The sequence below is a fragment of the Pseudomonas sp. 2725 genome, assembly GCF_050434585.1.
GTDB lineage: Bacteria > Pseudomonadota > Gammaproteobacteria > Pseudomonadales > Pseudomonadaceae > Aquipseudomonas > Aquipseudomonas jessenii.
In genome coordinates this window covers 386,987-411,541 of sequence record NZ_JBNDIV010000007.1, presented here as the reverse complement: position 1 = coordinate 411,541, position 24,555 = coordinate 386,987, and the positions used below count along the sequence as shown (strand labels likewise).

General features: G+C 60.2%; 23 protein-coding genes. 17 read left to right on the top strand and 6 right to left on the bottom strand.

The features are described from left to right. Positions 1–89 precede the first annotated feature (89 nt). The 6 genes from dusB to ABIE16_RS21895 all read left to right on the top strand — a co-directional run bounded on the left by dusB (position 90) and on the right by ABIE16_RS21895 (position 8,092). Positions 90–1,100 (top strand): tRNA dihydrouridine synthase DusB, encoded by a 1,011-nt coding sequence (dusB, locus tag ABIE16_RS21920; protein ID WP_057712163.1) that lies wholly within the window; start codon positions 90–92, stop codon positions 1,098–1,100. Beyond that, entirely contained in the window at positions 1,097–1,417 is a 321-nt protein-coding gene (gene fis / locus ABIE16_RS21915; protein ID WP_015093301.1) for a DNA-binding transcriptional regulator Fis, read from the top strand. Before dusB ends, fis begins: the two co-directional genes overlap by 4 nt. An 82-nt stretch (positions 1,418–1,499) precedes the next feature. Further along, complete coding sequence (purH, locus tag ABIE16_RS21910) at positions 1,500–3,107, top strand: bifunctional phosphoribosylaminoimidazolecarboxamide formyltransferase/IMP cyclohydrolase (RefSeq protein ID WP_057712164.1); 1,608 nt, start codon at positions 1,500–1,502, stop codon at positions 3,105–3,107. Between the two features lie 149 nt (positions 3,108–3,256). After that, on the top strand, positions 3,257–4,552 hold the full coding sequence (gene purD, locus ABIE16_RS21905; protein WP_429521916.1) for a phosphoribosylamine--glycine ligase: 1,296 nt from the start codon (positions 3,257–3,259) through the stop codon (positions 4,550–4,552). A gap of 100 nt (positions 4,553–4,652) precedes the next feature. Then, a complete protein-coding gene (locus tag ABIE16_RS21900; protein ID WP_090452913.1) occupies positions 4,653–7,430 on the top strand; it encodes a hybrid sensor histidine kinase/response regulator in 2,778 nt (925 codons plus the stop codon). Positions 7,431–7,495: 65 nt separating this feature from the next. Beyond that, the gene (locus tag ABIE16_RS21895) at positions 7,496–8,092 is read left to right on the top strand and encodes a MarC family protein (protein ID WP_057712167.1); all 597 of its coding nucleotides are present in this window, start codon (positions 7,496–7,498) and stop codon (positions 8,090–8,092) included. A gap of 67 nt (positions 8,093–8,159) precedes the next feature. Here ABIE16_RS21895 and ABIE16_RS21890 read toward each other — a convergent pair whose 3' ends face one another. From ABIE16_RS21890 to cobG, 6 genes are all read right to left on the bottom strand, one after another. Further along, positions 8,160–8,888: a hypothetical protein gene (locus ABIE16_RS21890; RefSeq protein ID WP_429521915.1), complete on the bottom strand. Its 729-nt coding sequence runs from the start codon at positions 8,886–8,888 to the stop codon at positions 8,160–8,162. 55 nt (positions 8,889–8,943) lie between these two features. Then, positions 8,944–9,759: a hypothetical protein gene (locus ABIE16_RS21885; RefSeq protein ID WP_057712169.1), complete on the bottom strand. Its 816-nt coding sequence runs from the start codon at positions 9,757–9,759 to the stop codon at positions 8,944–8,946. 222 nt (positions 9,760–9,981) lie between these two features. Then, on the bottom strand, positions 9,982–11,688 hold the full coding sequence (cobJ, locus tag ABIE16_RS21880) for a precorrin-3B C(17)-methyltransferase (protein WP_429521914.1): 1,707 nt from the start codon (positions 11,686–11,688) through the stop codon (positions 9,982–9,984). Next, entirely contained in the window at positions 11,688–12,419 is a 732-nt protein-coding gene (locus ABIE16_RS21875) for a precorrin-2 C(20)-methyltransferase (protein WP_033063580.1), read from the bottom strand. The genes cobJ and ABIE16_RS21875 overlap by 1 nt, the downstream gene beginning before the upstream one ends. Continuing rightward, positions 12,419–13,045, bottom strand: coding sequence for a precorrin-8X methylmutase (locus tag ABIE16_RS21870; protein WP_057712171.1), 627 nt, complete (start codon positions 13,043–13,045; stop codon positions 12,419–12,421). The genes ABIE16_RS21875 and ABIE16_RS21870 overlap by 1 nt, the downstream gene beginning before the upstream one ends. Next, positions 13,038–14,345: a precorrin-3B synthase gene (gene cobG, locus ABIE16_RS21865; RefSeq protein WP_429521936.1), complete on the bottom strand. Its 1,308-nt coding sequence runs from the start codon at positions 14,343–14,345 to the stop codon at positions 13,038–13,040. The genes ABIE16_RS21870 and cobG overlap by 8 nt, the downstream gene beginning before the upstream one ends. Before the next feature lie 252 nt (positions 14,346–14,597). Between cobG and ABIE16_RS21860 the strand changes: the two genes are divergently transcribed. From ABIE16_RS21860 to ABIE16_RS21810, 11 genes are all read left to right on the top strand, one after another. Continuing rightward, positions 14,598–15,245: a hypothetical protein gene (locus ABIE16_RS21860; protein ID WP_429521913.1), complete on the top strand. Its 648-nt coding sequence runs from the start codon at positions 14,598–14,600 to the stop codon at positions 15,243–15,245. 138 nt (positions 15,246–15,383) lie between these two features. Then, positions 15,384–16,595: a precorrin-6y C5,15-methyltransferase (decarboxylating) subunit CbiE gene (cbiE, locus tag ABIE16_RS21855; RefSeq protein ID WP_429521912.1), complete on the top strand. Its 1,212-nt coding sequence runs from the start codon at positions 15,384–15,386 to the stop codon at positions 16,593–16,595. Continuing rightward, positions 16,588–17,685, top strand: coding sequence for a cobalt-precorrin-5B (C(1))-methyltransferase (locus ABIE16_RS21850; RefSeq protein WP_429521911.1), 1,098 nt, complete (start codon positions 16,588–16,590; stop codon positions 17,683–17,685). The genes cbiE and ABIE16_RS21850 overlap by 8 nt, the downstream gene beginning before the upstream one ends. Continuing rightward, positions 17,682–18,398: a cobalt-precorrin-6A reductase gene (locus tag ABIE16_RS21845; protein WP_429521910.1), complete on the top strand. Its 717-nt coding sequence runs from the start codon at positions 17,682–17,684 to the stop codon at positions 18,396–18,398. The genes ABIE16_RS21850 and ABIE16_RS21845 overlap by 4 nt, the downstream gene beginning before the upstream one ends. A gap of 201 nt (positions 18,399–18,599) precedes the next feature. Beyond that, positions 18,600–18,902, top strand: a complete 303-nt coding sequence (locus ABIE16_RS21840) for a type II toxin-antitoxin system RelE/ParE family toxin (protein WP_150813566.1) — start codon at positions 18,600–18,602, stop codon at positions 18,900–18,902. 3 nt (positions 18,903–18,905) lie between these two features. Continuing rightward, on the top strand, positions 18,906–19,196 hold the full coding sequence (locus ABIE16_RS21835; RefSeq protein ID WP_057397803.1) for an addiction module antidote protein: 291 nt from the start codon (positions 18,906–18,908) through the stop codon (positions 19,194–19,196). 97 nt (positions 19,197–19,293) lie between these two features. Further along, the gene (locus ABIE16_RS21830; protein ID WP_154910377.1) at positions 19,294–19,692 is read left to right on the top strand and encodes a DUF2946 domain-containing protein; all 399 of its coding nucleotides are present in this window, start codon (positions 19,294–19,296) and stop codon (positions 19,690–19,692) included. A gap of 47 nt (positions 19,693–19,739) precedes the next feature. Continuing rightward, positions 19,740–20,219 carry a copper chaperone PCu(A)C gene (locus ABIE16_RS21825; protein ID WP_429521909.1) on the top strand — a complete coding sequence of 160 codons (480 nt, stop codon included), beginning with the start codon at positions 19,740–19,742 and terminating at the stop codon, positions 20,217–20,219. Between the two features lie 21 nt (positions 20,220–20,240). Next, positions 20,241–20,693 (top strand): DUF2946 domain-containing protein, encoded by a 453-nt coding sequence (locus tag ABIE16_RS21820; RefSeq protein ID WP_429521908.1) that lies wholly within the window; start codon positions 20,241–20,243, stop codon positions 20,691–20,693. Positions 20,694–20,885: 192 nt separating this feature from the next. Further along, positions 20,886–23,003 (top strand): TonB-dependent copper receptor, encoded by a 2,118-nt coding sequence (locus ABIE16_RS21815; protein ID WP_429521907.1) that lies wholly within the window; start codon positions 20,886–20,888, stop codon positions 23,001–23,003. Between the two features lie 111 nt (positions 23,004–23,114). Further along, complete coding sequence (locus ABIE16_RS21810) at positions 23,115–24,494, top strand: PepSY-associated TM helix domain-containing protein (RefSeq protein WP_429521906.1); 1,380 nt, start codon at positions 23,115–23,117, stop codon at positions 24,492–24,494. Positions 24,495–24,555: the final 61 nt, after the last annotated feature.

Sequence of the window (24,555 nt, the reverse complement as noted above, 5' to 3'; positions counted from 1 at the left end):
AATTCAGCCTTTATCCAGTCATCGAGAGCGGGTATCATGCCAACCCTTTTTCGAACTCTCATGATCCGGCCCCACAACAGGGAAGTCCTATGTCGGCGGTACGCATCGGCCCATACACATTACATAACAGCTTGATTCTCGCCCCCATGGCGGGTGTCACCGACCAGCCCTTTCGTCAGCTGTGCAAGCGCTTGGGCGCGGGACTGGTCGTCTCGGAAATGGTCACCAGCGACATGAGTTTGTGGAACACCCGCAAGTCGCGCATGCGCATGATCCACGAAGGTGATCCCGAGCCACGCTCGGTACAGATCGCCGGTGGGGACGCGCAGATGCTGGCGGACGCCGCCCGTGCCAACGTTGAAATGGGTGCGCAGATCATTGATATCAACATGGGCTGTCCGGCAAAAAAAGTCTGCAACAAGGCTGCCGGTTCCGCACTGTTGAAGGATGAACCCCTGGTAACCGAGATCCTGCAGGCCGTCGTGGCTGCGGTCGATGTGCCGGTTACCCTGAAGATCCGGACCGGTTGGGACCGGGACAACAAGAACGGCCTGACGGTGGCGAAGATCGCCGAACAGGCAGGCATTACGGCGCTGGCGGTGCATGGCCGCACCCGTGCCGACCTGTACACCGGTGAAGCCGAGTACGACACCATTGCCGCAATCAAGCAGGCGGTGTCGATTCCGGTCTTCGCCAATGGCGATATCGATTCGCCGGAAAAAGCCCGGTACGTGCTCGACGCGACCGGTGCCGATGGCCTGTTGATTGGCCGGGCTGCCCAGGGGCGGCCATGGATTTTTCGCGAGATCGACCATTTCCTGCGTACCGGCGAGAAACTCCCGGCGCTGGAACTGATCGAGGTGGAACGCATTCTGCTAGAGCATCTGGCTGCCCTGCACGCCTTCTATGGTGATGTGATGGGCGTGCGCATTGCTCGAAAGCATGTGGGCTGGTATCTCGCAACCCTGCCGGGCGCCAGGGAGTTTCGCGCCCACTTCAATCGTTTGGATGGTACGGATGCACAATGCGCCAACGTTCGGGCGTTTTTCGCCGAGCGTTACAAGAGCCTGACAGGGGACGGAGAGTGGGTGGCCGCATGACGATGATGACCGAGACTTTAGTGAGTGGAACAACACCCGTGAGCGACAACGTGAATTTGAAACAGCACCTCAATACGCCAAGCGAAGAAGGTCAGACCCTTCGCGGGAGTGTCGAGAAGGCGCTGCACAATTATTTCGCCCACCTTGAGGGCGCTGCCGTCACGGATGTGTACAACCTGGTGCTCTCCGAAGTCGAGGCTCCCCTGCTCGAGTGCGTGATGAACTACGTCAAGGGCAACCAGACCAAGGCCAGCGAGATGCTCGGGCTTAACCGGGGCACGCTGCGCAAGAAACTCAAGCAGTACGATTTGTTGTAAGCATTCAATCAAACCAGAAAGGCGCCCGCGTAAAACCGGTCGCCTTTTTTGCTGACTTCCTTTGCTTTTGATGGAAATTGAGATGACCGACCAGACTACCCGCCTGCCGATCCGCCGCGCCTTGATCAGCGTTTCCGACAAGACCGGGATCCTCGAATTCGCCAAGGAGCTTGAAGCCCTGGGCGTCGAGATCCTCTCCACCGGCGGGACGTTCAAGCTGCTGCAGGACAACGGCGTTGCCGCAGTGGAAGTCGCGGATTACACAGGCTTCGCGGAAATGATGGACGGCCGGGTAAAGACCCTGCACCCGAAAATCCACGGCGGGATCCTCGGTCGTCGCGGTATCGACGACGCCATCATGAACGAGCACGGCATCAAGCCGATCGACCTGGTAGCGGTCAACCTGTACCCGTTCGAAGCCACCATCAACAAGCCAGGCTGCGACCTGCCGACCGCCATCGAGAACATCGACATCGGCGGCCCGACCATGGTCCGTTCCGCCGCCAAGAACCACAAGGACGTGGCCATCGTGGTCAACGCCAGCGATTACGCCAGCGTCCTGGAAAACCTCAAGGCCGGTGGCCTGACCTACGCCCAGCGTTTCGACCTGATGCTCAAGGCCTTCGAGCACACCGCCGCCTACGACGGCATGATCGCCAACTACATGGGCACCGTGAACCAGTCTGCCGACACCCTGAGCACCGAAGGTCGCAGCGAGTTCCCGCGCACCTTCAACAGCCAGTTCATCAAGGCCCAGGAAATGCGCTACGGCGAGAACCCGCACCAGAGCGCGGCGTTCTATGTTGAAGCCAAGCCTGCCGAAGTCGGCATCGCCACCGCGACCCAGCTGCAAGGCAAGGAACTGTCGTACAACAACGTGGCCGACACCGACGCCGCGCTGGAATGCGTGAAGAGCTTCGTCAAGCCGGCTTGCGTGATCGTCAAGCACGCCAACCCGTGCGGCGTGGCTGTCAGCCCTGATGCCGAAGGCGGCATCCGCAAGGCCTACGACCTGGCCTACGCCACCGACACCGAATCCGCCTTCGGCGGCATCATCGCCTTCAACCGTGAACTGGACGCCGAGACCGCCAAGGCCATCGTCGAACGTCAGTTCGTTGAAGTGATCATCGCTCCGTCGGTCAGCGAAGAGGCCCGCGCCATCGTCGCTGCCAAAGCCAACGTACGCCTGCTGGCCTGCGGCGAGTGGTCGGCTGACCGCGCTGCTGCCTGGGACTACAAGCGCGTCAACGGCGGCCTGCTGGTACAGAGCCGCGACATCGGCATGATTGGCGCCGACGACCTGAAAGTGGTGACCAAGCGCGCACCGAGCGAGCAGGAAATCCATGACCTGATCTTCGCCTGGAAAGTTGCCAAGTACGTGAAGTCCAACGCCATCGTCTACGCCAAGAATCGCCAGACCATCGGTGTCGGCGCCGGCCAGATGAGCCGCGTGAACTCCGCGCGTATTGCTGCAATCAAGGCAGAACATGCCGGTTTGCAGGTTCAAGGTGCAGTCATGGCATCCGACGCATTCTTCCCGTTCCGCGACGGCATCGACAACGCGGCCAAGGTCGGTATCACTGCAGTGATCCAGCCAGGCGGCTCGATGCGTGACAACGAAGTGATTGCTGCAGCTGATGAAGCCGGCATCGCCATGGTGTTCACCGGCATGCGCCACTTCCGTCACTGACAGCACAGCATTCCCCTGTAGGAGCGAGCTTGCTCGCGAAGAACGACTAGACGCCACAGTGTTTCAGACACCCCGCGTTATCGTTAACCACCATCGCGAGCAAGCTCGCTCCTACAGTTCCCAGATTTGCGTCATCCGAGGTTTTTGAAATGAATGTTTTGATCATTGGCAGCGGTGGCCGTGAACACGCCCTGGCCTGGAAAGTGGCTCAGGATCCGCGCGTGCAGAAGGTGTTCGTGGCGCCGGGCAACGCCGGTACCGCCATCGAAGCCAAGTGCGAGAACGTCGCCATCGACGTACTGGCGCTTGAGCAACTGGCAGACTTTGCCGAGAAAAACGTTTCCCTGACCATCGTTGGCCCTGAAGTGCCGCTGGTTGCCGGTGTTGTGGATCTGTTCCGCAGCCGTGGCCTGGATTGCTTCGGTCCGACCGCTGGCGCTGCGCAGCTGGAAGGCTCGAAAGCCTTCACCAAGGACTTCCTGGCTCGCCACAAGATCCCGACCGCCGATTACCAGAACTTCACCGAGATCGAGCCGGCCCTGGCTTACCTGCGTGAAAAAGGCGCTCCGATCGTGATCAAGGCCGATGGCCTGGCCGCCGGTAAAGGCGTGATCGTCGCCATGACCCTGGCCGAAGCCGAAGACGCCGTGCGCGACATGCTGGCGGGCAATGCCTTTGGCGATGCGGGTTCGCGCGTGGTCATCGAAGAGTTCCTGGACGGCGAAGAAGCCAGTTTCATCGTCATGGTCGACGGCAAGAACGTCCTGCCGATGGCCACCAGCCAGGACCACAAACGCGTCGGCGACGGCGACACCGGTCCAAACACCGGCGGCATGGGTGCTTACTCCCCGGCGCCAGTGGTCACCGCCGAAGTGCACAAGCGCGTCATGGACCTGGTGATCTGGCCGACCGTGCGCGGCATGGCCGAGGAAGGCAACGTCTACACTGGTTTCCTGTACGCCGGTCTGATGATCGACAAGGCTGGTAACCCAAAAGTCATCGAATTCAACTGCCGCTTCGGCGACCCTGAGACCCAACCGGTGATGCTGCGCCTGCAGTCGAGCCTGGTGCTGCTGGTCGAGGCTGCTCTGACCCAGGCGCTGGACAAAGTAGAAGCGCAATGGGATCCACGCCCGAGCGTCGGCATCGTGCTTGCCGCTGGCGGCTATCCTGGTGACTACGCCAAAGGCGTGGCCATCAAGGGGCTGGATGCAGCCGCCGCACTGGAAGGCAAAGTCTTCCACGCCGGTACTGCACTCAAGGACGGTCAAGTCGTAACGGCCGGCGGTCGGGTGCTTTGCGCAACGGCCATGGGCGCCAGCGTTGACGCTGCACAGCAGCAAGCCTACAAGCTCGCGGCTTCGATTGACTGGGAAGGCTGCTTCTATCGCAAGGACATTGGCTACCGCGCCATTGCCCGCGAGCGTGGCGAAAATCAGGAATAAGGTAAACACCGCGCCAGGCAATGAACACTGTTTATTGCCTGGCTATTCCGGCGCCGCGCATCGTTATATTCTGGCATCAACCTAACGAAGGGATTTCGCCGTGCGCTGGCTCAGGATTGCCATAAGCTTGACCGTCACTTTGCTGACCTTGCTCTGCATGCTACCGGCCCAGGCCGCGCAAGGCAGTGGCTGGGCGGTATTGCTCGACGAACAGGGCGACCTGCAACTGAGCGACATCCGCTCCGCACGTTACACCAATCAATTCAGCCCTATCGAACTCGACCACATTACCGCCGCCGAACCCGATGGCGCGTTATGGTTGCGATTCAGGCTTGCACCGGGCAAACATGAACAGTTGCTGCGCGTGTTCGCGCCTGACCTGCGCCAGTTCAACATGTACGTACTGGACGGCGACAAGCTGATCGATCAATCCAGCACGGGCAACGAACACCCCCAATCCGAGCGACCATTGCCCAGCAGCGACTTCATGCTGGCCCTGCCGCAAAGCGACACCCCCCTCGACGTATACCTGCGACTGGCCTCCGACCACCAGTTACGACCCTACATCACCCTGCAGTCAGCGATCAACTCGGCCGCCAACCAGAACCAGACGCTGATTTATGGCCTGCTGTTCGGTTGCATCGCCATGCTGATCCTGCACAACCTCATCCGCTACGCCTACACCCGCTCGCACAGCGCCCTCTGGTTGGCGACGTGCGAAGGGCTGTTGATGCTCAGTCTGCTGTTGTTGCTGAATCTCGCCGGCCCCTGGCTGCCGGACTGGCATGCACTGCAAACGCCGGGGGCTTACCTGGCATTATTAATGACTGCCCCCTGCGGCCTGATGCTTGCCTATCGTTTCTTCGCCCCGCTCGGGCCGCATCCGCTGAACCGCTTGCTGCTTGGCGAGGTCGTGCTGATCACCGCCTGCAGCCTGATGCTGCTGTTCGTCAATACCTTGCCGCTGAACTTCATCACCTACGGCCTGGTAGCCCTGGCTGGCCTGACCATGCTGTTCATCAGCGCCTATCACTGGCAAAAAGGTTATCGCCCGGCTCGCCTCTTCGTGGCGGCCATGGTGGTGTTCAACCTCGGGACACTGGTCATCCTGCCTGCTCTGTTGGGGCTGACCCTGATCGAACCCCATGGCCTGATCACCACATTGCTGGCGTTCATCTGCATCAGCGGCCTGTTGATGAGCATTGCACTGAGCGAGCGCCAGCGACGCATCACCGAAGACCGCTTCAGCATCAGTCGTGACCTGGCGGCCAGCAACGCCGAGATCAACGCCAAGGCCGAGTTCCTGGCGAAAATCAGCCATGAAATCCGCACCCCGATGAACGGCGTCCTCGGCATGACCGAACTGCTGCTGGGCACACCGCTATCGGTCAAGCAACGCGACTACGTACAGACGATCCACAGCGCCGGCAACGAACTGCTGACACTGATCAACGAAATTCTCGACATTTCCAAACTCGAGTCCGGACAGATTGAACTGGACGACGTGCAGTTCGACCTCAACGCGTTGATCGAAGACTGCCTGAGCATCTTCCGCGCCAAGGCCGAGCAGCAAAACGTCGAGTTGATCAGTTTCATCCAGCCGCAGGTGCCGCGGGTGATCAGCGGTGACCCGACACGCTTGCGCCAGACGCTGTTGAGCCTGCTTGAAAACGCCCTGAAAAAAACCGATGAAGGCGAAATCCTGATCGTCGTGGCGCTCGACGAGCGCAACACCAAACCACGCCTGCGTATCGCCGTGCAGGACAGCGGCGAGCCCATGGACGCCGAAGAGCGCGACGCTCTGATGCATGCCGAACTGCACAGCCGGCATTTTCTTTCGGCCACCCAGTTGGGCGGCAACCTGGGGCTGGTGATAGCCCGCCAGCTGATCCGCTTGATGCAGGGGGAATTCGGGATCAAGAGCGGCAACAACCAGGGCAGCACCCTGTGGCTGACCCTGCCGCTGGACCCGGATCGCCTAGAACACCCGACCTCCGACCTCGACGGCCCGCTGCAAGGCGCGCGGGTATTGGTGGTGGATGACAATGACACCTGTCGCAAGGTGCTGGTGCAGCAATGCAGCGCCTGGGGCCTGAACGTCAGCGCCGCATCTTCCGGCAAGGAGGCGCTGGCCCTGCTGCGCACCAAGGCTCATTTGCGCGATTACTTCGATATAGTCTTGCTGGACCAAAACATGCCCGGCATGACCGGCATGCAACTGGCGGCCAAGATCAAGGAAGACCCGAGCCTGAACCATGACATCCTGCTGATCATGCTCACCGGCATCAGCAACGCACCGAGCAAGATCATCGCGCGCAACTCCGGGATCAAGCGCATCCTGGCCAAGCCGGTTGCCGGCTACACCCTCAAGACCACTCTGGCCGACGAACTGACCCAGCGCAACAAAGGGCTCGTCGCGACCCAGCCCGTGCCAATCGGCCCGACGTTGCCGGTCAAGGTCCCCTGCGACTTCCGCATTCTGGTGGCTGAAGACAACAGCATCTCGACCAAGGTGATCCGCGGCATGCTGAGCAAGCTCAACCTGCAACCGGATACCGCCTGCAACGGCGAAGAAGCCCTGCAGGCGATGAAAGCCCAGCGTTACGACCTGGTGCTGATGGACTGCGAAATGCCGATCCTCGACGGCTTCTCGGCCACCCAGCAATTGCGTGCCTGGGAAGTCGGCAACCAGCGGGTTCGCACACCTGTGGTGGCGTTGACCGCCCATATCCTTGCCGAACACAAAGAGCGTGCGCGCCAGGCTGGCATGGACGGACACATGGCCAAGCCGGTGGAACTGTCGCAGTTGCGCGAACTGATCGAACACTGGGTCGCCCAGCGTGATCAGCAGAAACGCACGACGACCCCAACGTCCTGAGCCGACAGACTTCGCAACCCCTGATAGACTCCCCCTCGACTTCCCTCGCCAGTGAGCCCGGCACCATGCTCCATGTGTTGTTCAGCGTTTATCTGAAGATGCTGGTGCTCTACAGCCCATTCTTCGTGTTGTCCTGCTTCATCAGCCTGACCCGTGGTTATTCGCGCAAGGAACAGCGTCGGCTGGCCTGGAAAGTAGCGGTCGCCACCCTGGTCTCCAGCGTTCTGCTGTACTTGTTCGGCCGAGTGATTTTCAGTGTGTTCGGCATTACCGTGGACGCCTTTCGTATCGGTGCCGGCAGTGTGCTGTTCATCTCGGCGCTGGGCATGGCGCAAGGCAAATCGGCGGTACAGACCGACAATGTGCAGCAGGATGTCACCATCGTTCCACTGACCATCCCGCTGACAGTCGGCCCCGGCACCATCGGTGCCTTGCTGGTGATGGGCGTGAGCCAGCCGCACTGGGACGACAAGCTCACGGCCATTGTCGGCATTGCCCTGGCCAGTTTTACCGTGGGCGTGGTGCTGTTCTTGTCCAGCCGCATCGAACGGATTCTCGGCGACCAGGGGTTACAGATCGTCAGCCGATTAATGGGGTTGTTCGTGTGTGCACTGGCGGCACAGATCATCTTCACCGGGGTCAGGGGCTACCTGCTTCCTTAGCCCGTCATGTCTCTCACCGTTCTTGTTCTCGGTCTCCCCTTGAGCGGTGTCGGAAAACCGGCATCAATCAACGAGGAGACTGCACGGCGTGCTCGCTGACCTTGATGCACAGTGCCTGTCGTTGCGACCCTAACCACAGCACTGTGTCTTCTCTGAATGCCTTGTATTCGTCGACCGAAAACCGCGAATGAAGGAACGAAGTGCTCACACCTCCCACAACGCGACTCAAGGCAAAATCCTGCCTGATGAACTGGCGATCTATCGGCTGACCCGTTTCAAAAAACACCGAAGCCAACGTCAGGAAGCCATCAGCCTCGACAACGCCTGCCAGCACTCTCACGCGATGATGACGGTTGCCGGCGTAATGACCTGCCGTGCTCGCCGATTCAGTCTCGACAGTCATGATCGATTGCCCACGGAAAACACCGGATGCCACCGACGTCTCCGGCAATTGCGCGACCCTGCGCAAAGCACTTGCCGTCAGCACGATCTGCTCAGCGCACAGACTTGATTGAAAGGCCGCATGGACAGCGTCCTGTATTGAGAAAACCGTAACACCTGCAACCGGGAACATTCCCGAAGTTCTCCCTTGATCGTGGAACTTCCAACCACAGGCAACCAGCGTATCCACAAATACATCGGTCCATTGAGCGTGGTTCCTGCCGCCTGGAAAATCTTCCTCTGCCGCGAGTTGCGCAAATAAAATAGTGTCAAGGGCGTCCTGCCCGACTGCAGCCGACAACGACGTCGACAACAGCAAAACGCTGCCTGAATTTATCAATACGGAATACGCCATACGCTTTCCTTTTTTTCAAGAAGGCCAGAGACACAAAGCCTCTGGCCTTGCCCCTTCACTTGCGCCGGCTGAAACGCTTGACCAGAACTTCCTTTCGGTGGACGCCAAGATACTCTTCGATATCCGACTTGATTTCCGCATAACGGACGGGATTGAAAGTAATGAACGACTTTCCGTGAAAAATATCCAGAGAGGACGTCTTCCAATCAACAAACAGCAAGCCGCCGTCCTTCCCCCCACCCTGATGATCAACCGCGCCTATCGCAATCAGGATAATTCCGTTTGCCATTTGTTCGCAGGGAATAGTGGACAAGCGCACGCCTTCGGCATTCTTCGACTCAAGATTCAACAGGTTGATCGCCTCAGGCTCTTTCTTCAATGCATCCAATGTAGAGCTGGTCACTGCACTGAGCACGGAGGCCCCTGGAATTGCAGCCTTTGCGGCTTCGACGGCCGCCTGAATAATATCGACCATGACATTATCCATCGTTACCTTAAGCGAAGTGGCGCTGTATTTTGAATAGCCTTTATCCGGCACGAAACATCCAAGTTCCTCCATGCACTTTGTAAACGCATGGTACCAAGCCTTGGGATCCTTACTATCAGAAACCTCGTAAGTTGCTTCCATCTTCGACATGGTGATCAAGTTTTCAATAATCGCCATGTTCTCGAGACTTATTTTGTCTCCGTACCCGACTAGACTGTTGCCAAGTACCACCGCGTTGAGCTCCTTTGTAGGGCTCGATGCAATCGACAAAGCCAAGGACCTTACACGCGGCCTGCCAGCCAAGGCAACTTTACGCTTCTGAATGCACTTTCTTACAAAGTCAACGCGTTGCGAAACACTTACCGCACTCTCAAAATTATCCACAAACAATACTCCTTTATATATTAATAAGCGCCCCATCCGGGAGCGCCCTGAATCTAACCCGCCCTATCCAGACTATCAACAGCGACTAAATACAACATATGTACCTCAATCAATATTTACTAAGAGCACATACAACTCATACAAATAAAGCACGCAAGACAACCGGACCGCCATTAACCTATGACGATCCGGTTTTATCCAATAAATAAAAAATACTGACTGTTATAGGGGGGTGAGCTTATCGCCATAGCTGCGCGGCGTGTAAACCCACGTACTGCCATCGAGGCGAGGAATCACGCGCGTTGTCGAAGAGCCGATGAGTACCATGGTCCGCATGTCCACCTGATCGACACTCAGTTGACCGAGTGTTGTCACCCGCAAGGTCTGACCCGGACGGCCGATGTCCCGCCCCAACACAACCGGAGTGGCCGGTTCACGATGCTGGCCAACAATCTCCAGCGCCCGCCCTAATTGCCACGGCCGCGAACGTGAGATCGGGTTGTAAAAGGCCAGAGCGAGATCGGCTTGAGCGGCCAGATCCAGGCGTTTTTCAATGATCGACCAAGGCTTGAGGTTGTCCGACAGCGACAGCACACAGAAGTCATGCCCCAAGGGCGCACCGGCCTGGGCAGCCGTTGCCAACGAAGCAGAGACACCCGGCAAAATCTCAAGATCGACGCTGTGCCAGATGGCATCGCTAGACTCGTGAAGCGCCTCAAGCACAGCGGCTGCCATGGCGAAGACACCCGGATCGCCAGACGACACCACCACCACCGACCGACCTTGGGCAGCCAGTTCAAAGGCGTGACGGGCGCGCTGCATTTCTTCACGGTTATCGGTGCAGTGCAGGATCTGATCAGCCCGGAACGGCCCGGCCATGCGCACGTAGGTCTCGTAGCCGAGAACATCGCTGGCACGAGCCAGTTCCGCCTTCACCGCCGGCACCATCAATTCGGCAGCGCCCGGCCCGAGACCAATCACCGCCAGGCGCCCGCGAGGGCGGCCGATCTGCAAGGGGTCCAGCGGCTGCTCGGCGACCGCAATGGCAATAGTGTCATCACCAACGATGGAGACAGGCTGCGCTATGGCATGCCGCAGCAGTTCACTGGCCGCACCTGCAGCACTGACAAAACGCAATGGCACACCCAGCTCAAGCGCAACTTCGCGCAGCGCGGAGCTGGCCATTTCGGTGTCGGCGGCCAACAGGCAAGCCATCGATTGCACGGCGATTCCGGCCTGATGCAAAGCCTCGCGAATGGTCCCCGACACATTGCTCGATTCGCCCGTGACGGCAACCAGCACGTTGCGTGGATAGATCAGCAATTCGTTGGCGGCTGGCTCGCGCTCGGTATGGCCGACGTGAACGGTCAGCCGCGCCTGCTCATTCTCAGGCAACTGCACGTGTGCCAGCCACGGAGCCTCACCCTCAATGCGAACCGTTTCGCCGGCGAGCAAATCGGAAACGAAACGCTTGCCCAACTCCAGATCACCAAGGGCATAGCCACTGGGCGGGTTGAGCAGGCACGTGCCGAAACGCAACTCGCCGCTGGTGGTGATCGCCGCCGCGACTTCCAGCGCGGCGGCAATCTCCCGCGCCATCACATTTACCCCACCAAGACCACCCAGCAGTGGAACCACTGCGCTACCGTCTTCGGCTACCGCCAACACCGGTGGTTCGGCGCCTTTTTCCAGCAACAAGGGCGCCAGCGTGCGGATCACGATCCCGGCCGCGCACAGGGCAATGATCGGCGTGCCCTGTTGATAGAGTTCGCGCAGGGTCGCACCGAACTCGTGATAGGCCCGATCCGCGCCTTCGACCCGTTCGGCCAAGCCATGGATCAGGGCGCCGGGATACACCTGCTGAATACTACGCGCGGTGGCGAGGCTGCCATTGCCAAGAATGACAATCGCCGGAACTGGACGGGGCATCAGCCTTGCCACCTTTCACCAGGAACGATGATCAACGAGAAGTACGGCGAGGACATCGGCTCGACCTGATCCAGCGGCACGATCTTCTGATTGGCCATGGTCGCGCGCTCGACGTACAACGCGCGCTCGGCCAAGCCGAGTTCTTCCAGCACTTGGCGAACCTTGGGAAAGTTGCGCCCAAGCTTCATGATCACCGCCGCATCGGCATCGGCCAGGCGACGCTTGAGTTCGTCGTGCGGCAACACACCGGACAACACCGACAGACTCTGATTGCGATACACCAGCGGCGCACCGAGCACCGAGGCCCCGCCGAGCATCGAGCACACACCGGGCACGACTTCGGCCTGATAACGCTCGGCGAGCCGGTCGTGCAGGTACATGTAGGAGCCGTAGAAGAACGGATCGCCCTCGCAGATCACCGCCACGTCGCGACCGGCATCGAGATGCGTCGCCAATTCGTCGGCTGCGTCATCGTAGAAGTCGCTGATCACTTGCTCGTAGGACAACGGTGCCGGCAAGGCTTCGGTGGTCACCGGGTACACCAGCGGCAACAAATTCTGCGCTTCCTGCAGATGCGCCTCGATGATACCGAAGGCGTTGCCTTTCTTGCCCTTGGCCACGAAGTACGCCACCACTGGGGATTCGCGCAGCAAGCGCAGGGCCTTGACGGTAATCAGTTCCGGATCACCGGGACCGACGCCGAGGCCGATCAAACGTCCAGGTTGCTGCATCATTCGATCTCCGTGGCGAGGGCATTGACGGCGGCGGCGGCCATGGCGCTACCGCCCAGGCGACCCTGCATGATGACAAAAGGCACTCCACGGCTGTCAGCCGCCAGCGCGGCCTTGGATTCGGCGGCGCCGACGAAGCCCACCGGAAAACCGAGGATCAGCGCCGGTTTTGGCGCACCGGCGTCAAGCATTTCCAGCAAGTAAAACAGTGCCGTCGGAGCGTTGCCGATGACCACCACGCTGCCTTCCAGATGCGGGCGCCACAGTTCCAGCGCAGCGGCTGAGCGGGTGTTACCCAAATCACGAGCCAGTTCCGGAACACTCTCGTCGCGCAAGGTGCAGATCACCGGATTGTTCGCCGGCAACCGCGCACGGGTCACGCCTTCGGAGACCATCCGCGCATCGCACAAAATCGGCGCGCCGGCCGCCAGCGCATCACGCCCGGCCTTGCCCGCACCTTCGGAAAACTGCAGGCCGTCGATGGCCTCGACCATGCCGCAGGCGTGAATGACACGGACCGCGAGTTTCTCCAGATCGTCCGGGATTCGGTCGAGGTTGGCCTCGGCGCGAATGATCGCGAAGGAGTTGCGATAGATCTCCTGACCGTCGCGGATGTAATCAAGCATCAAGGGGGCTCCGTGAGCGGGCGTCGAGCAGGGCCGCGACCGCTTCAATAGTAAGGTTGCGTGCGTGCAGCGCGCCGAAACCCGGCAGCGCTGCATCGCGAAAATAGAGGTCGTAGTGACCGTGGGCGACGGCCAGTAATGTGACGGGCGCCGTATGCGCGGCGGCGCAGGAGCGCGCGCACCCGCTCAAATGGACACTCGGCGTTTGTCCGTGACGTTGCAGCAATGTCGCCAGTTGCAAGGCATCACCCTTGGTCTCGGCCAGGCTTTTACCGCAGCCGTTTGAGCCGGTGCAGGCGATCAACCGGGACAATGGCAGATCGGCTTCGCACTGCAAGCCCAGACATTGCAATTGCCGAATGACCTCAGCGGCGTTTTCCGTGCGGACATTGGGCAACAGCAGGCTTTGCCAAGGCGTGAAGCGCAGACTGGAATCACCGAACTCCCGCGCCAGTTGTGCCACACCCCGCAGCATCGCCGGATCGAGTCGCCCCAGCGGCGGGACGGCTCCCACATAGACAACACCGGACTCGGCCTGGGGATGGGCACCCATGTGCAAATCACTGGAGCCCGAAACCCGTTGCCAACCGATAACGGCCTGCAGCGGCACTCGCTCAGCCAGTCGAAGCACAATGCCCCCGATCGGGTACTCGGCCAGCAAATGGCGCATTCGCGTCTGCTCGGGGCGCGCCAGTTCAAGGAACAACTCAAGGACCGCGACTACCAGCGCGTGCCCGTCAGCCAGTGCAACCGAACCGGCGGGGCTGTCCGTCGGACATCCCGCCAGACCGAACGCCAGCCGTCGCTCGCCGTCTTGTTCAAACGCCGAGAGCCACAGGTCATGGGGATGCTCGAGCATCGTCAGGTCTTCACCGCCATCAAGCTGCACGGCGAACTTGGCACTGAGGTCGTGGAACGCTTCGTGGTTTTGCAGTGTGGCGAGGATCTGCCCGGCCAGCGGGCGGGTGTCGAACAGCATGCGCCGATCGATCCCGGCACCGGGGCTGAGCATCAGGTTGCGCACATCGTCGCCAGCCGCCGTACGCGGCCCCAGATCGGCGGCCAGCAGGCTGTCGATCAACGCCGCTTGCTCGTTGCCAATGCCGCGGATCTGCAGGTTGGCCCGGTTGGTCGCCTCGATCGCTCCGCTGGCATATCGCTCGGCGGCATCGGCCACAGCGATTGCCTGGTGCGCACGGATGGCGCCACCGTCGAGTTTGATCCGGCAAATACCACCGTCCAATGCCTGGACGACACGCAACAACCCGGGACAGGCGGAAGGGCGCAAGCGGTTGGGTATCTGACGTGACTTCACAGGACGACCGGTACAAGACGAAGGACAGCATTATGCCTGCTTTGGGCGGTCTGATGAAAAGCCCAAGCGGCTTGACGACGAAATACTCTCGATCCAGACATAAAGTTGCTTCGCTTGCAAACAGCAAGAATCAACTTCACCCATCAATCTTATTCAAACCACACGGCCACTCTTGTACTTTTACCCAACATACAAAACAAACAACACCGGAACATAGATATATTCAAGGAGTAGTACATGAACACGGAAACACCGGCTGGAGCATTGACCGCCCACAATCTCATTTCATGCATCGAGCAACTTTCGCTGCAAGATTACGATGACTTCACTCATTGCACTCAGATAGCCACCCAGTCCGCCGACATGGTTGGCAGTCGCTTCGCCGACTCGACAACGTGGCTGAATGAATACGTTGCGACGTTGCATTTTTTCGGCTGGTCTGTCTTTCAGGATGCCATCTTCACTCGCACTCAACACTCCGTTTCGAAAAGCATTGCCGAGTTTCTGGTCCAAAGCGCTCAAACCATGCCGGATAGCCGGCAAGGGAACGCTATGATTGACACACTCGACGCATTGAAACCCAACCAGCCGGCGCTTTATTCACTGGACCAACAAAGCTCCCTGGGAGAGCGCTTTCAAGTAATACCCACACGCTACGACTCAAAGGGGTTTCTTGAAATTGCAGTCTTTAATCTTGAGTTAGTTACCACGATCAAAAAAAGTGGTTTTCTATTTTGGAACATGGAAGATCACGCTGCAAAAATCATCCAGCAACGTGCTTATCTTAAACTGGACAAAAACATACTCGAAAGCAAAAGATCGCTCATCGAACGCAAGCGGCTCGAAATCAGAATGAAGAGATTCGACCTGAAAAAGAACCATTAACTGGATAAGCCCTGATCACGTTTACAGACACCAGCGACAGGCGAACTCAATCCACACCGCGCTATGATGCACCACCGCACAGGTCGACACAGACCGGCAGCGCGATGATTTGGCTTCGATTGATAGAAGAGGAACAGCATGACCCCCTGGCTGACAGTGGTAGGCATTGGAGAAGAAGGCTTCAAGGGGCTTGGCAAAAATGCCCGACACGCTCTGCTGAACGCTACGCGGATCATTGGCGGTCAACGGCAACTGGACCTGTTGCCAGCCTGCATCTGCGGTGTACGGCAATTGTGGCCCAGTCCTTTCGCCCTTGAACCGGTTTTGGCGAAACAGGGAGAACCCGTTTGCGTCCTCGCCAGCGGTGATCCGATGTTTTTCGGGGTGGGAGCCAGTCTCTCCCGACGTTTATCCAGCGATGAAATGCTTGTTCTGCCCGCTCCCTCTTCCTGCTCGCTCGCCGCGGCGCGAATGGGCTGGCCTTTGCAGGAAGTGGTCACGTTGTCGGTGGTTGCCCGCCCCGTCGCCGCACTCAACGCGCAATTGTCCAGTGGCGTGCGCTTGCTGGTGTTGAGTAACGACGGCAGCAGCCCCGCCGCCATCGCCGCACTGCTGCGTGAACGTGGTTTCGGCCCGAGCCGGATAACGGTGCTCGAACATTTGGGCGGTGAAGCCGAGCGACGTGTCGACGGCATCGCCAATGAATGGACCGATCCTGTGATCGCCGACCTGAACCTGATCGCTATCGAGTGCATCGCCGAACCGAACACGCTACGCCTGTCGCGACTGGCCGGCCTGCCGGACTCCGCCTTCAAGCACGACGGCCAACTGACCAAGCGCGATGTGCGCGCCATCACCCTCGCGCGCCTGGCCCCGATCCCCGGCGAACTGTTGTGGGATGTCGGCGCCGGCAGTGGCTCGATCGGCATCGAATGGATGCGCGCCCACCCCGGTTGCCGCGCACTGGCCATCGAGGCAGATGCGGGCCGACAAGCGTTGATCGAACACAACCGCGATGCCCTCGGCGTTCCCGGCCTGCAACTGGTTCGCGGCAGCGCGCCGCAGGCACTGACCGGGCTGGAGCGGCCGGATGCGATTTTCATCGGCGGCGGCGTCACCCGCGAGGGCGTGCTCGATACCTGCTGGGCCGAACTCAAACCCGGTGGCCGGTTGATTGCCAACGCAGTCACACTGCAAAGTGAAATGACCCTGATGGCCTGGCGCGAGCAACACGGCGGGGAGCTGACGCGAATTCATATCGCCCAGGCCCAACCACTGGGCGACTTCGACACCTGGCGCCAGGCCTTGCCGATTACCTTGCTGGACGTGACGAAACCCTTCGATGCGTGACGAAACCGCCGAACACCCCGCCCCTCTGCGCAGCGGCCTGACCACCGGCAGTTGCGCCACGGCCACCAGCCTCGCCGCCGCGCGTCTGCTGCTGGCTGGCACATCGGCCGATGCGGTGGAAATCGTGTTACCCAAGGGCAAACAGGTGCAGATGCGCCTGGAGTTCTGCCGCCTCACCGAGAACGGCGCCGAATCGGGAACCCTCAAGGACGCCGGTGACGATCCGGACGTGACCCACGGTGCCCTGCTCTACTCCCAGGTGCGCCTGAGCAGCGAACCGGGGACGCGCTTCAAGGCCGGTCGCGGTGTCGGCACCGTGACCCGGCCCGGGCTGGTGCTCGGAGTCGGCGAGCCCGCGATCAACCCGGTGCCGCGCAAAATGATCAGCGAACACCTGGCCCGACTGGCTGACGAGCTTGGCTACAGCGGTGGTTTCGAGGTCACGGTCAATGTCGAGAACGGCGAGGCACTGGCACTGAAAACCATGAATCCGCGCCTGGGCATTCTTGGCGGACTGTCGATCCTCGGCACCAGCGGTATCGTCCGACCGTTTTCCTGTGCGGCCTACATCGCCTCGATCCACCAGGGCATCGACGTGGCGAAAACCAACGGTTACCTGCACATCGCCGCCTGCACTGGCAACGCCAGCGAAGACACCATGCGCCGGGTCTACAACCTGCCGGAAATCGCCCTGATCGAAATGGGCGACTTCGTTGGCGCCGTGCTCAAGCACCTGCGCAAAGTACCTGTGGATAAACTCAGCCTGTGCGGTGGTTTCGGCAAGATCAGCAAACTGGCGGCCGGGCACATGGATTTGCACAGTCGCCATTCGAGCATTGACCTGCCGCAACTGGCGTTATGGGCGGCGCAGGTCGGCGCCGATGCGGCGTTGCAGCAGAGCATCCGCGAGGCCAACACCAGCCAGCAGGCACTGGCCATGGCCGCCGCAGCCGGGGTCGCCCTGGGTGATGCAGTCTGTCAGCACGCCCTGGATTTTGCCCGCAGCGTGGTGCCGGCGCAGGTTCAGGTGGAAGTCTTCGCCATCGATCGCCAGGGCGGGATCGTTGGCCATGCGGGAGCCTTTCAATGAAGCGCATCCTGTTACTCGGCGGCGTGACCGAAGCCATGGCCATTGCCCGCACGCTGGGACCGCAGCATATCTACAGCCTGGCCGGTGTCGGTCGGGTGCCGACCGATCTGCATTGCCAGGTGCGCGTCGGCGGCTACGGTGGCGCCGAGGGTCTGGCGCAATTTATTCGCGATGAAGGCATCGATCTGCTGCTCGACGCCACTCACCCCTACGCCGCCCGGATCAGCCAGAACGCCGCGACCGCCGCGCGCTTGAGCGGCATTCCCTGCTGGGCGCTACGGCGTCCGGCCTGGCAAGCCCAGGCGGGTGATGACTGGCGGGAAGTCAGCGATTGGGCCGGACTGATCGACGCCCTGAAGCCCTTCCGTCGACCGCTGTTCACCCTCGGTCGCGAGCCTCTGCAACACCTGGACGAAATTCCTGCAGAGCAATTCTGGACCCTGCGCGCACTGGATGTGTATCCGGGCAACGAGCGCTGCGAAGTGATTGGCGCACGTGGACCCTTCCAGATCGACGATGAACGTGAGTTGTTCGAACGGCGAAACATCGACGTGCTGATCAGCAAGAACAGCGGCAGCACGGCGACCGAACCGAAACTGGAAGTCGCACGTGAACGTGGGGTGCCGGTGATTGTCTTGAAGCGGCCGGTGTTGCCCGACGTGGATCGTGAATTCCTCTCGGTGGCGGATATGCTGGATATCCTATCGATGTAGGACTGTTCCTGAGAGTTGCTAAATCCAGCGATTGCGCTGGCAATAAACTCAGACGCAGCTGGCTATCTACTCTACGACCGCATTCCTATAGTTCGCCTCCTCCTGAACCGATCAAGCGCACCCGACATCCACGGGGATGAATGGCCTCGCCCAAAAGAAAGTGACGCTTGCCACCCTGTATCCCAAGGAATACGATTAAATATGGTCGAATTTGAGCGATCCCGAGTATTTGCTGACTGGCTCAACTCGCTGAGGGACACCATTGGCAAAGCTCGAATAATCGCGAGACTCCGGGCAGCCGAGTATGGAAATTTTGGTGATTGTGAATCTGTAGGTGCTGCGGTGTATGAGATGCGCGTTCACTACGGCCCAGGCTACAGGTTGTACTTCACTCGCAGAGATGAGGTGATTTACTTGCTGTTGATTGGGGGTGACAAGTCGACTCAAAAACGAGATATCAAACGTGCTATTCAAATGGCACACAATATCGGTAATGAGGAGTAAATCATGGCCGAACAATTTACCCGTTTTGATGCCGCCGAGTTTCTCAAGACACCGGAAGAAATGGCGGCTTATCTGGATGCCTGCTTTGAAGAGGATGCTGGAGACGGCGTGCTGATACGTGCAGCGCTCAACGATATCGCCCGGGCAAAGGGCATGACACAAATAGCCCGTGATGCCGGCTTGGGGCGCGAGAGTCTGTACAAGGCACTAAGCAGTAGTGGCAATCCGGAATTCGCGACTATCATGAAGGTTATGAAAGCCTTGGGTCTGCGTTTGCACGCCATCGCTGTCTGATGCTGCGACACCACACCGCACGCCGCCTTTTTACTTATCGGCCCTGATCAGGCTAAATAGCCCGCGCCTGATCGCCCACCCAAACGGATTTTGTCCCATGTCCCGACACCGGCTCGCAATTGCCTGGATAGCCTGCTTCGCAGTGCTGTTCAACATGCTCGCCATGCCGATGTCCGGAGCGATGGCGCAAACGGCGAAGTCATCCGCCGAACAGTTGTTGTGGGGCAGCTTCTGCAGCTCCAGTGGCACCAGGATGGTGGCGATTTCCATCGGCGACCTTGAACAGAAAGCCCCGCAAAGCGACGATCATTCCAACATGCAGCATTGCTGGTGCTGCTCGGGTTCCGCGCCATTGGTGGCGTTGCCGGGGCATACGCCACAACTGTATTTCGCGCACTTCGAGTCCAACCGAAGCCTGCCTGCCACCTCTCTGGAAAGCCCGTCACCGCGCCAGCAATGGCCGAGTCTCAACCCCCGCGCGTCCCCTCTGGTGTGATTTTTTCTCGCAATTGACTGCGTTTTAAATCGTTCCGGAGAATTGCCATGTTGAACAAACTCATCGTTCTGGCTGCGTTGCTGCTGCCTGCCTGCTTTGCCAATGCCCACGAATACAAGGTCGGCACACTGGAAATCGCTCATCCGTGGTCCCAGGAGTTGCCACCCAATGCGCCCACCGTTGCGGCGTATTTCGTGATCAACAATCAAGGCAAGACCGCCGACCGCCTGCTCAGCGTCGACACCCCCATTGCGGGCGAAGCGCAATTGCATGAGCACGTGATGCAAGGCGACATGATGAAAATGCAGCACGTACCGAGCGTGGAAGTGCCCGCCGGTGGCGAGGTCACTTTCGCACCCATGGCCTATCACGTGATGTTGCTGGGCCTCAAGGACCGCAGCCTGCTCACTGACGGCAAGCGCTTCCCCATGACGCTGCACTTCGAAAAGTCCGGTGACGTGACGGTCGAAGTCGCGGTGCAGAAGCAGGCGCCGGACGCCATGCATGAACACAAGCACGCGCAATAACCACCCGCGCTGAATCCGCCCATGCGCCCGCTTAGCGCCAGGTCATCCAGGTCACGCAATCAGGCATTGAGCCTGACACGTGGCAGCTGGATCAGCCTGTTCGCCATGCTGATGATCTTTATCGGTCCGCTGATTTCTCAGTCGATGCCGATGGATTCGCGCGCCATGTCGATGAACATGCCTACGGGTATGAGCATGGACATGTCGGCGATGGAGCATGCCGACCATGCCACGCAAGCCACGCAAGCCACCACCGAGCATTGCCCGCCAGCCCCCGGGCACCATGTGCTGTGGGAAAAGTGTGGCTATTGCAGCCTGTTGTTCAATTGCCCGGCGCTGACAGGTGGCGTGTCTTTCGCCAACTTCGTCATCCCGCCCATCAATACCTTCACCACACCCTCTGCGCGCCAGGGCCATGCCCGGCCAACCTTCTTCCCCGGCGCCCGCACCCGCGCCCCGCCCGTCGTCGCGTAAACACTCACTTCTGATTTCACACGGTCCGCAAGACAGCCAAAGCAACCTGTGGGAGCGAGCTTGCTCGCGAAGAGGAAGTGTCAGTCAACGTTGATGTCGTCTGGCACACCGCTTTCGCGAGCAAGCCCGCTCCCACAGGGACAGCTTCAGGCTGCCGGCCGTGTCGTTTACGACTGTTCGATGGAAATTGTCATGTCCAGGTTTTCCGCTGTCCCGTGCTTGAGCCCTGCCCAAGCCTCTTATGCCCTGAACGAATCCGGCGTTCGTTTCAGACACGCCACCGCTATCCTGTGCGGTGCATTGCTGGCGCCTTCTGTGCTGGCCGATGACCATGCCGGTCACACCGAAGAACTGAGCCCGACGGTGATTACCGCCGTTGCGCCCAGCTCGCCCCTGACCATCGTCACCAACCCCAAGGACCCGCGACAACCGGTGCCCGCCAGCGATGGCGCCGATTACCTGAAGACCATCCCCGGCTTTGCCATGGTGCGCAATGGCGGCACCAATGGTGACCCGGTGCTACGCGGCATGTTCGGCTCGCGGCTGAACATCCTCACCAACGGCAGCATGATGCTCGGTGCCTGCCCGGGCCGGATGGACGCCCCAACCTCATACATCTCGCCGGAAACCTACGACAAGCTCACCGTGATCAAAGGCCCGCAAACCGTGCTGTGGGGACCGGGTTCCTCGGCTGGCACTATCCTGTTCGACCGCGAGCCGGAGCACTTCGGCGCACTCGGCACCCGGGTCAACGCCAGCGTGCTGGCCGGTTCCAACGGCCGCTTCGACAAACTGGTGGACGCTGCCGCCGGTGGACAATCGGGTTATGTGCGGGTCATCGGCAACACCGCGCACTCCGACGACTACCAGGACGGCAACAACGACACCGTGGCGTCGCGCTATGACAAATGGAACGGCGACGTGGCCGTCGGCTGGACGCCGAACACCGACACCTTGCTGGAGCTGACCGCCGGCCGTGGCGATGGTGAAGCCCGCTACGCCGGGCGCGGCATGGACGGCTCGCAGTTCCTGCGCGAAAGCCTTGGCCTGCGCTTCGAGCAATCCAACATCGGCGAGGTACTGGATAAGGTCGAGGCGCAGGTCTACTACAACTACGCCGATCACGTGATGGACAACTACACCCTGCGCACGCCGTCCGGCACCGGGATGATGGCCGGCCCCATGGCCTCCAACGTCGACCGCCGCACCCTCGGCGCCCGGGTCAAGGCCACCTGGCGCTGGACTGATGTGCAACTGATCAGCGGCATCGACGCGCAGACCAACGAACATCGCCAGCGCGGCGCCATGGGCGTCGACACCTACAAGGACCTGCCGTACACCAAGGATGCCGACTTCCATAACTACGGAGTCTTCGGCGAATTGACCTGGTACGCCGCCGACCGTGACCGCCTGATCAGCGGCGCGCGCCTGGACCGCGCCTCGGCCAAGGATTATCGGCAGACCACCGGCTCGGGCATGATGACCCGCCCCAATCCGACCGCCGACGACACCCGCGCCGACACCCTGCCGAGTGGTTTCATCCGCTATGAGCATGACCTGGCCGACAGCCCGACCACCCTGTATGCCGGCCTCGGTCACTCCCAGCGATTCCCGGATTACTGGGAGCTTTTCTCTCCCAAGTCCGGCCCCGCCGGTTCGGTGAATGCCTTCGACTCGATCAAACCGGAAAAAACCACCCAGCTCGATTTCGGCCTGCAATACAAGACCGAAGACCTCGAAGCCTGGGCCTCGGCTTACGTCGGACAGGTGCGCGATTACATCCTGTTCAACTACACCCCAACCATGATGGGTACGACCTCGCAAGCCGAAAACATCGACGCGCGAATCATGGGCGGCGAACTGGGCGCCGCTTACAACTTCACCGACAACTGGAAAGCCGACGCGACCCTGGCCTACGCCTGGGGCAAGAACAGCAGCGATGGCAGTGCATTGCCGCAGATGCCGCCGCTGGATGCCCGTTTCGGCCTGACCTACAGCGAAGACAACTGGAGCGCCGGCGCACTGTGGAGAGTGGTTGCCGCACAAAACCGCATCGACCAGAACAAGGGCAACGTGGTCGGCAAGGACTTCGACAAGACGCCGGGCTTCGGAGTGTTCTCCCTCAACGGTGCCTATCGGATCAACAGCAACTGGAAGGTCAGCAGCGGCGTCGACAACCTGTTCGGCAAGGCTTACGCCGAGCACTTGAACCTGGCCGGCAACGCCGGTTTCGGCTACCCGGCCAATGACCCGCAAGCCATCAAGGAACCGGGGCGAACGCTCTGGACCAAGGTGGACATGAGTTTCTAAAAGCTTCGCGAGCAGGCTCGCTCCTACAGGGGAGCGAGCCTGCTCGCGATCGGTTGCACAGCAACCGCCAAAACAAACAACTAAAAGATCCAGCCAAGCGGAGCACACGTGATGAAACAGCCCAAAGTGAACTTCTACAACCTGGCCTGGCGCTGGCATTTCTATGCCGGATTGTTCGTTGCGCCATTCATGGTGATGCTGGCGTTGACCGGCACCGTCTACCTGTTCAAACCGCAGCTCGACTCGCTGATGTACAGCAGCCTGCTCAACGTCCCGGCCGGTCATCACACCGTCCCGGCCGACGACCTGCTGACACGGGTGAAAACGGCTTACCCACAAGGTCAGGTCACCCAGTACCTGCCGCCGGTCACTGCCGAGCGCAGCGCGCAGTTTGTCGTGCTCAACGATGAAAAGGAGCTGAACGTTTTCGTTGATCCGTACCACGGTGACATCCTCGGTGAACAAGATGCCAAGAAGAACCTGCAAGCCATCGCCCGGTCGATTCACGGCGAGCTGATGATCGGCACCGTTGGCGATCGGCTGATCGAACTGGCCGCCGGGTGGGGCGTGGTGCTGGTGGTGTCCGGCATTTTCCTGTGGTGGCCGCGCGGTCAGGCGGCAGGCATTTTGTGGCCACGCCTGAACAGTCGAGGTCGCGTATTGTGGCGCGACCTGCACGCGGTCACCGGGTTCTGGGGCGCGTCCCTGCTGCTGGTGATGCTGCTCAGCGGCATGACCTGGACCGGTTTCTGGGGCAAGCAATACGCCGAAGTGTGGAACGTGTTCCCGGCGGCCATGTGGGATGACGTGCCGAAGTCCGACGTCGAGGCACGCAGCCTCAACACCGCCACCCGCCAGACCGTGCCGTGGGCCATGGAAAACACCCCGATGCCGATGTCCGGCGACCATGCCGAGCACATGGCCCACGACGACGCAGCGGCCGGTCCGGCATCGCCGACCATCCGCCTGCAGGACGTACAAAACATCGCCAGCGAGCGCAAGGTCGAACCGGGTTACAGCATCACCCTGCCGACCACCGCGACCGGCGTGTTCACCATCGCCGTATTCGCCGACGACCCGCGCAATGACGCCACGCTGCACATCGATCAGTACACCGGCAAAGTCCTGGCCGATGTACGCTTCGAGCAGTACGGCACCGTCGCCCGCGCCACGGAAATCGGCGTGATGCTGCACGAGGGCAAGATGTTCGGCGTGTTCAACCAGATCGTCGTATTGCTGATCTGCCTGATGATTTTGCTCAGCGCGGTCAGCGGCGTGGTGATCTGGTGGAAGCGCCGTCCGCAAGGAAAACTCGGCGTGCCGCCGCTGCGCCATGACCTGCCAAAATGGAAAACCGCGATGGTGATCATGTTCGCCCTGGCAGTGGCCTTCCCGTTGGTGGGTGCTTCTCTGGTGGCGGTGTGGGTGCTCGATCGCGTGCTGCTGTCGCGCTTTACCCGGCAAACTGAGTCGGCTTCATCTTCATCTTGAAACAGGCGAGATGCGCCGGGCGAAAGGCACTGTAAACTCCCCGCGCATCACCTCAGCCCCA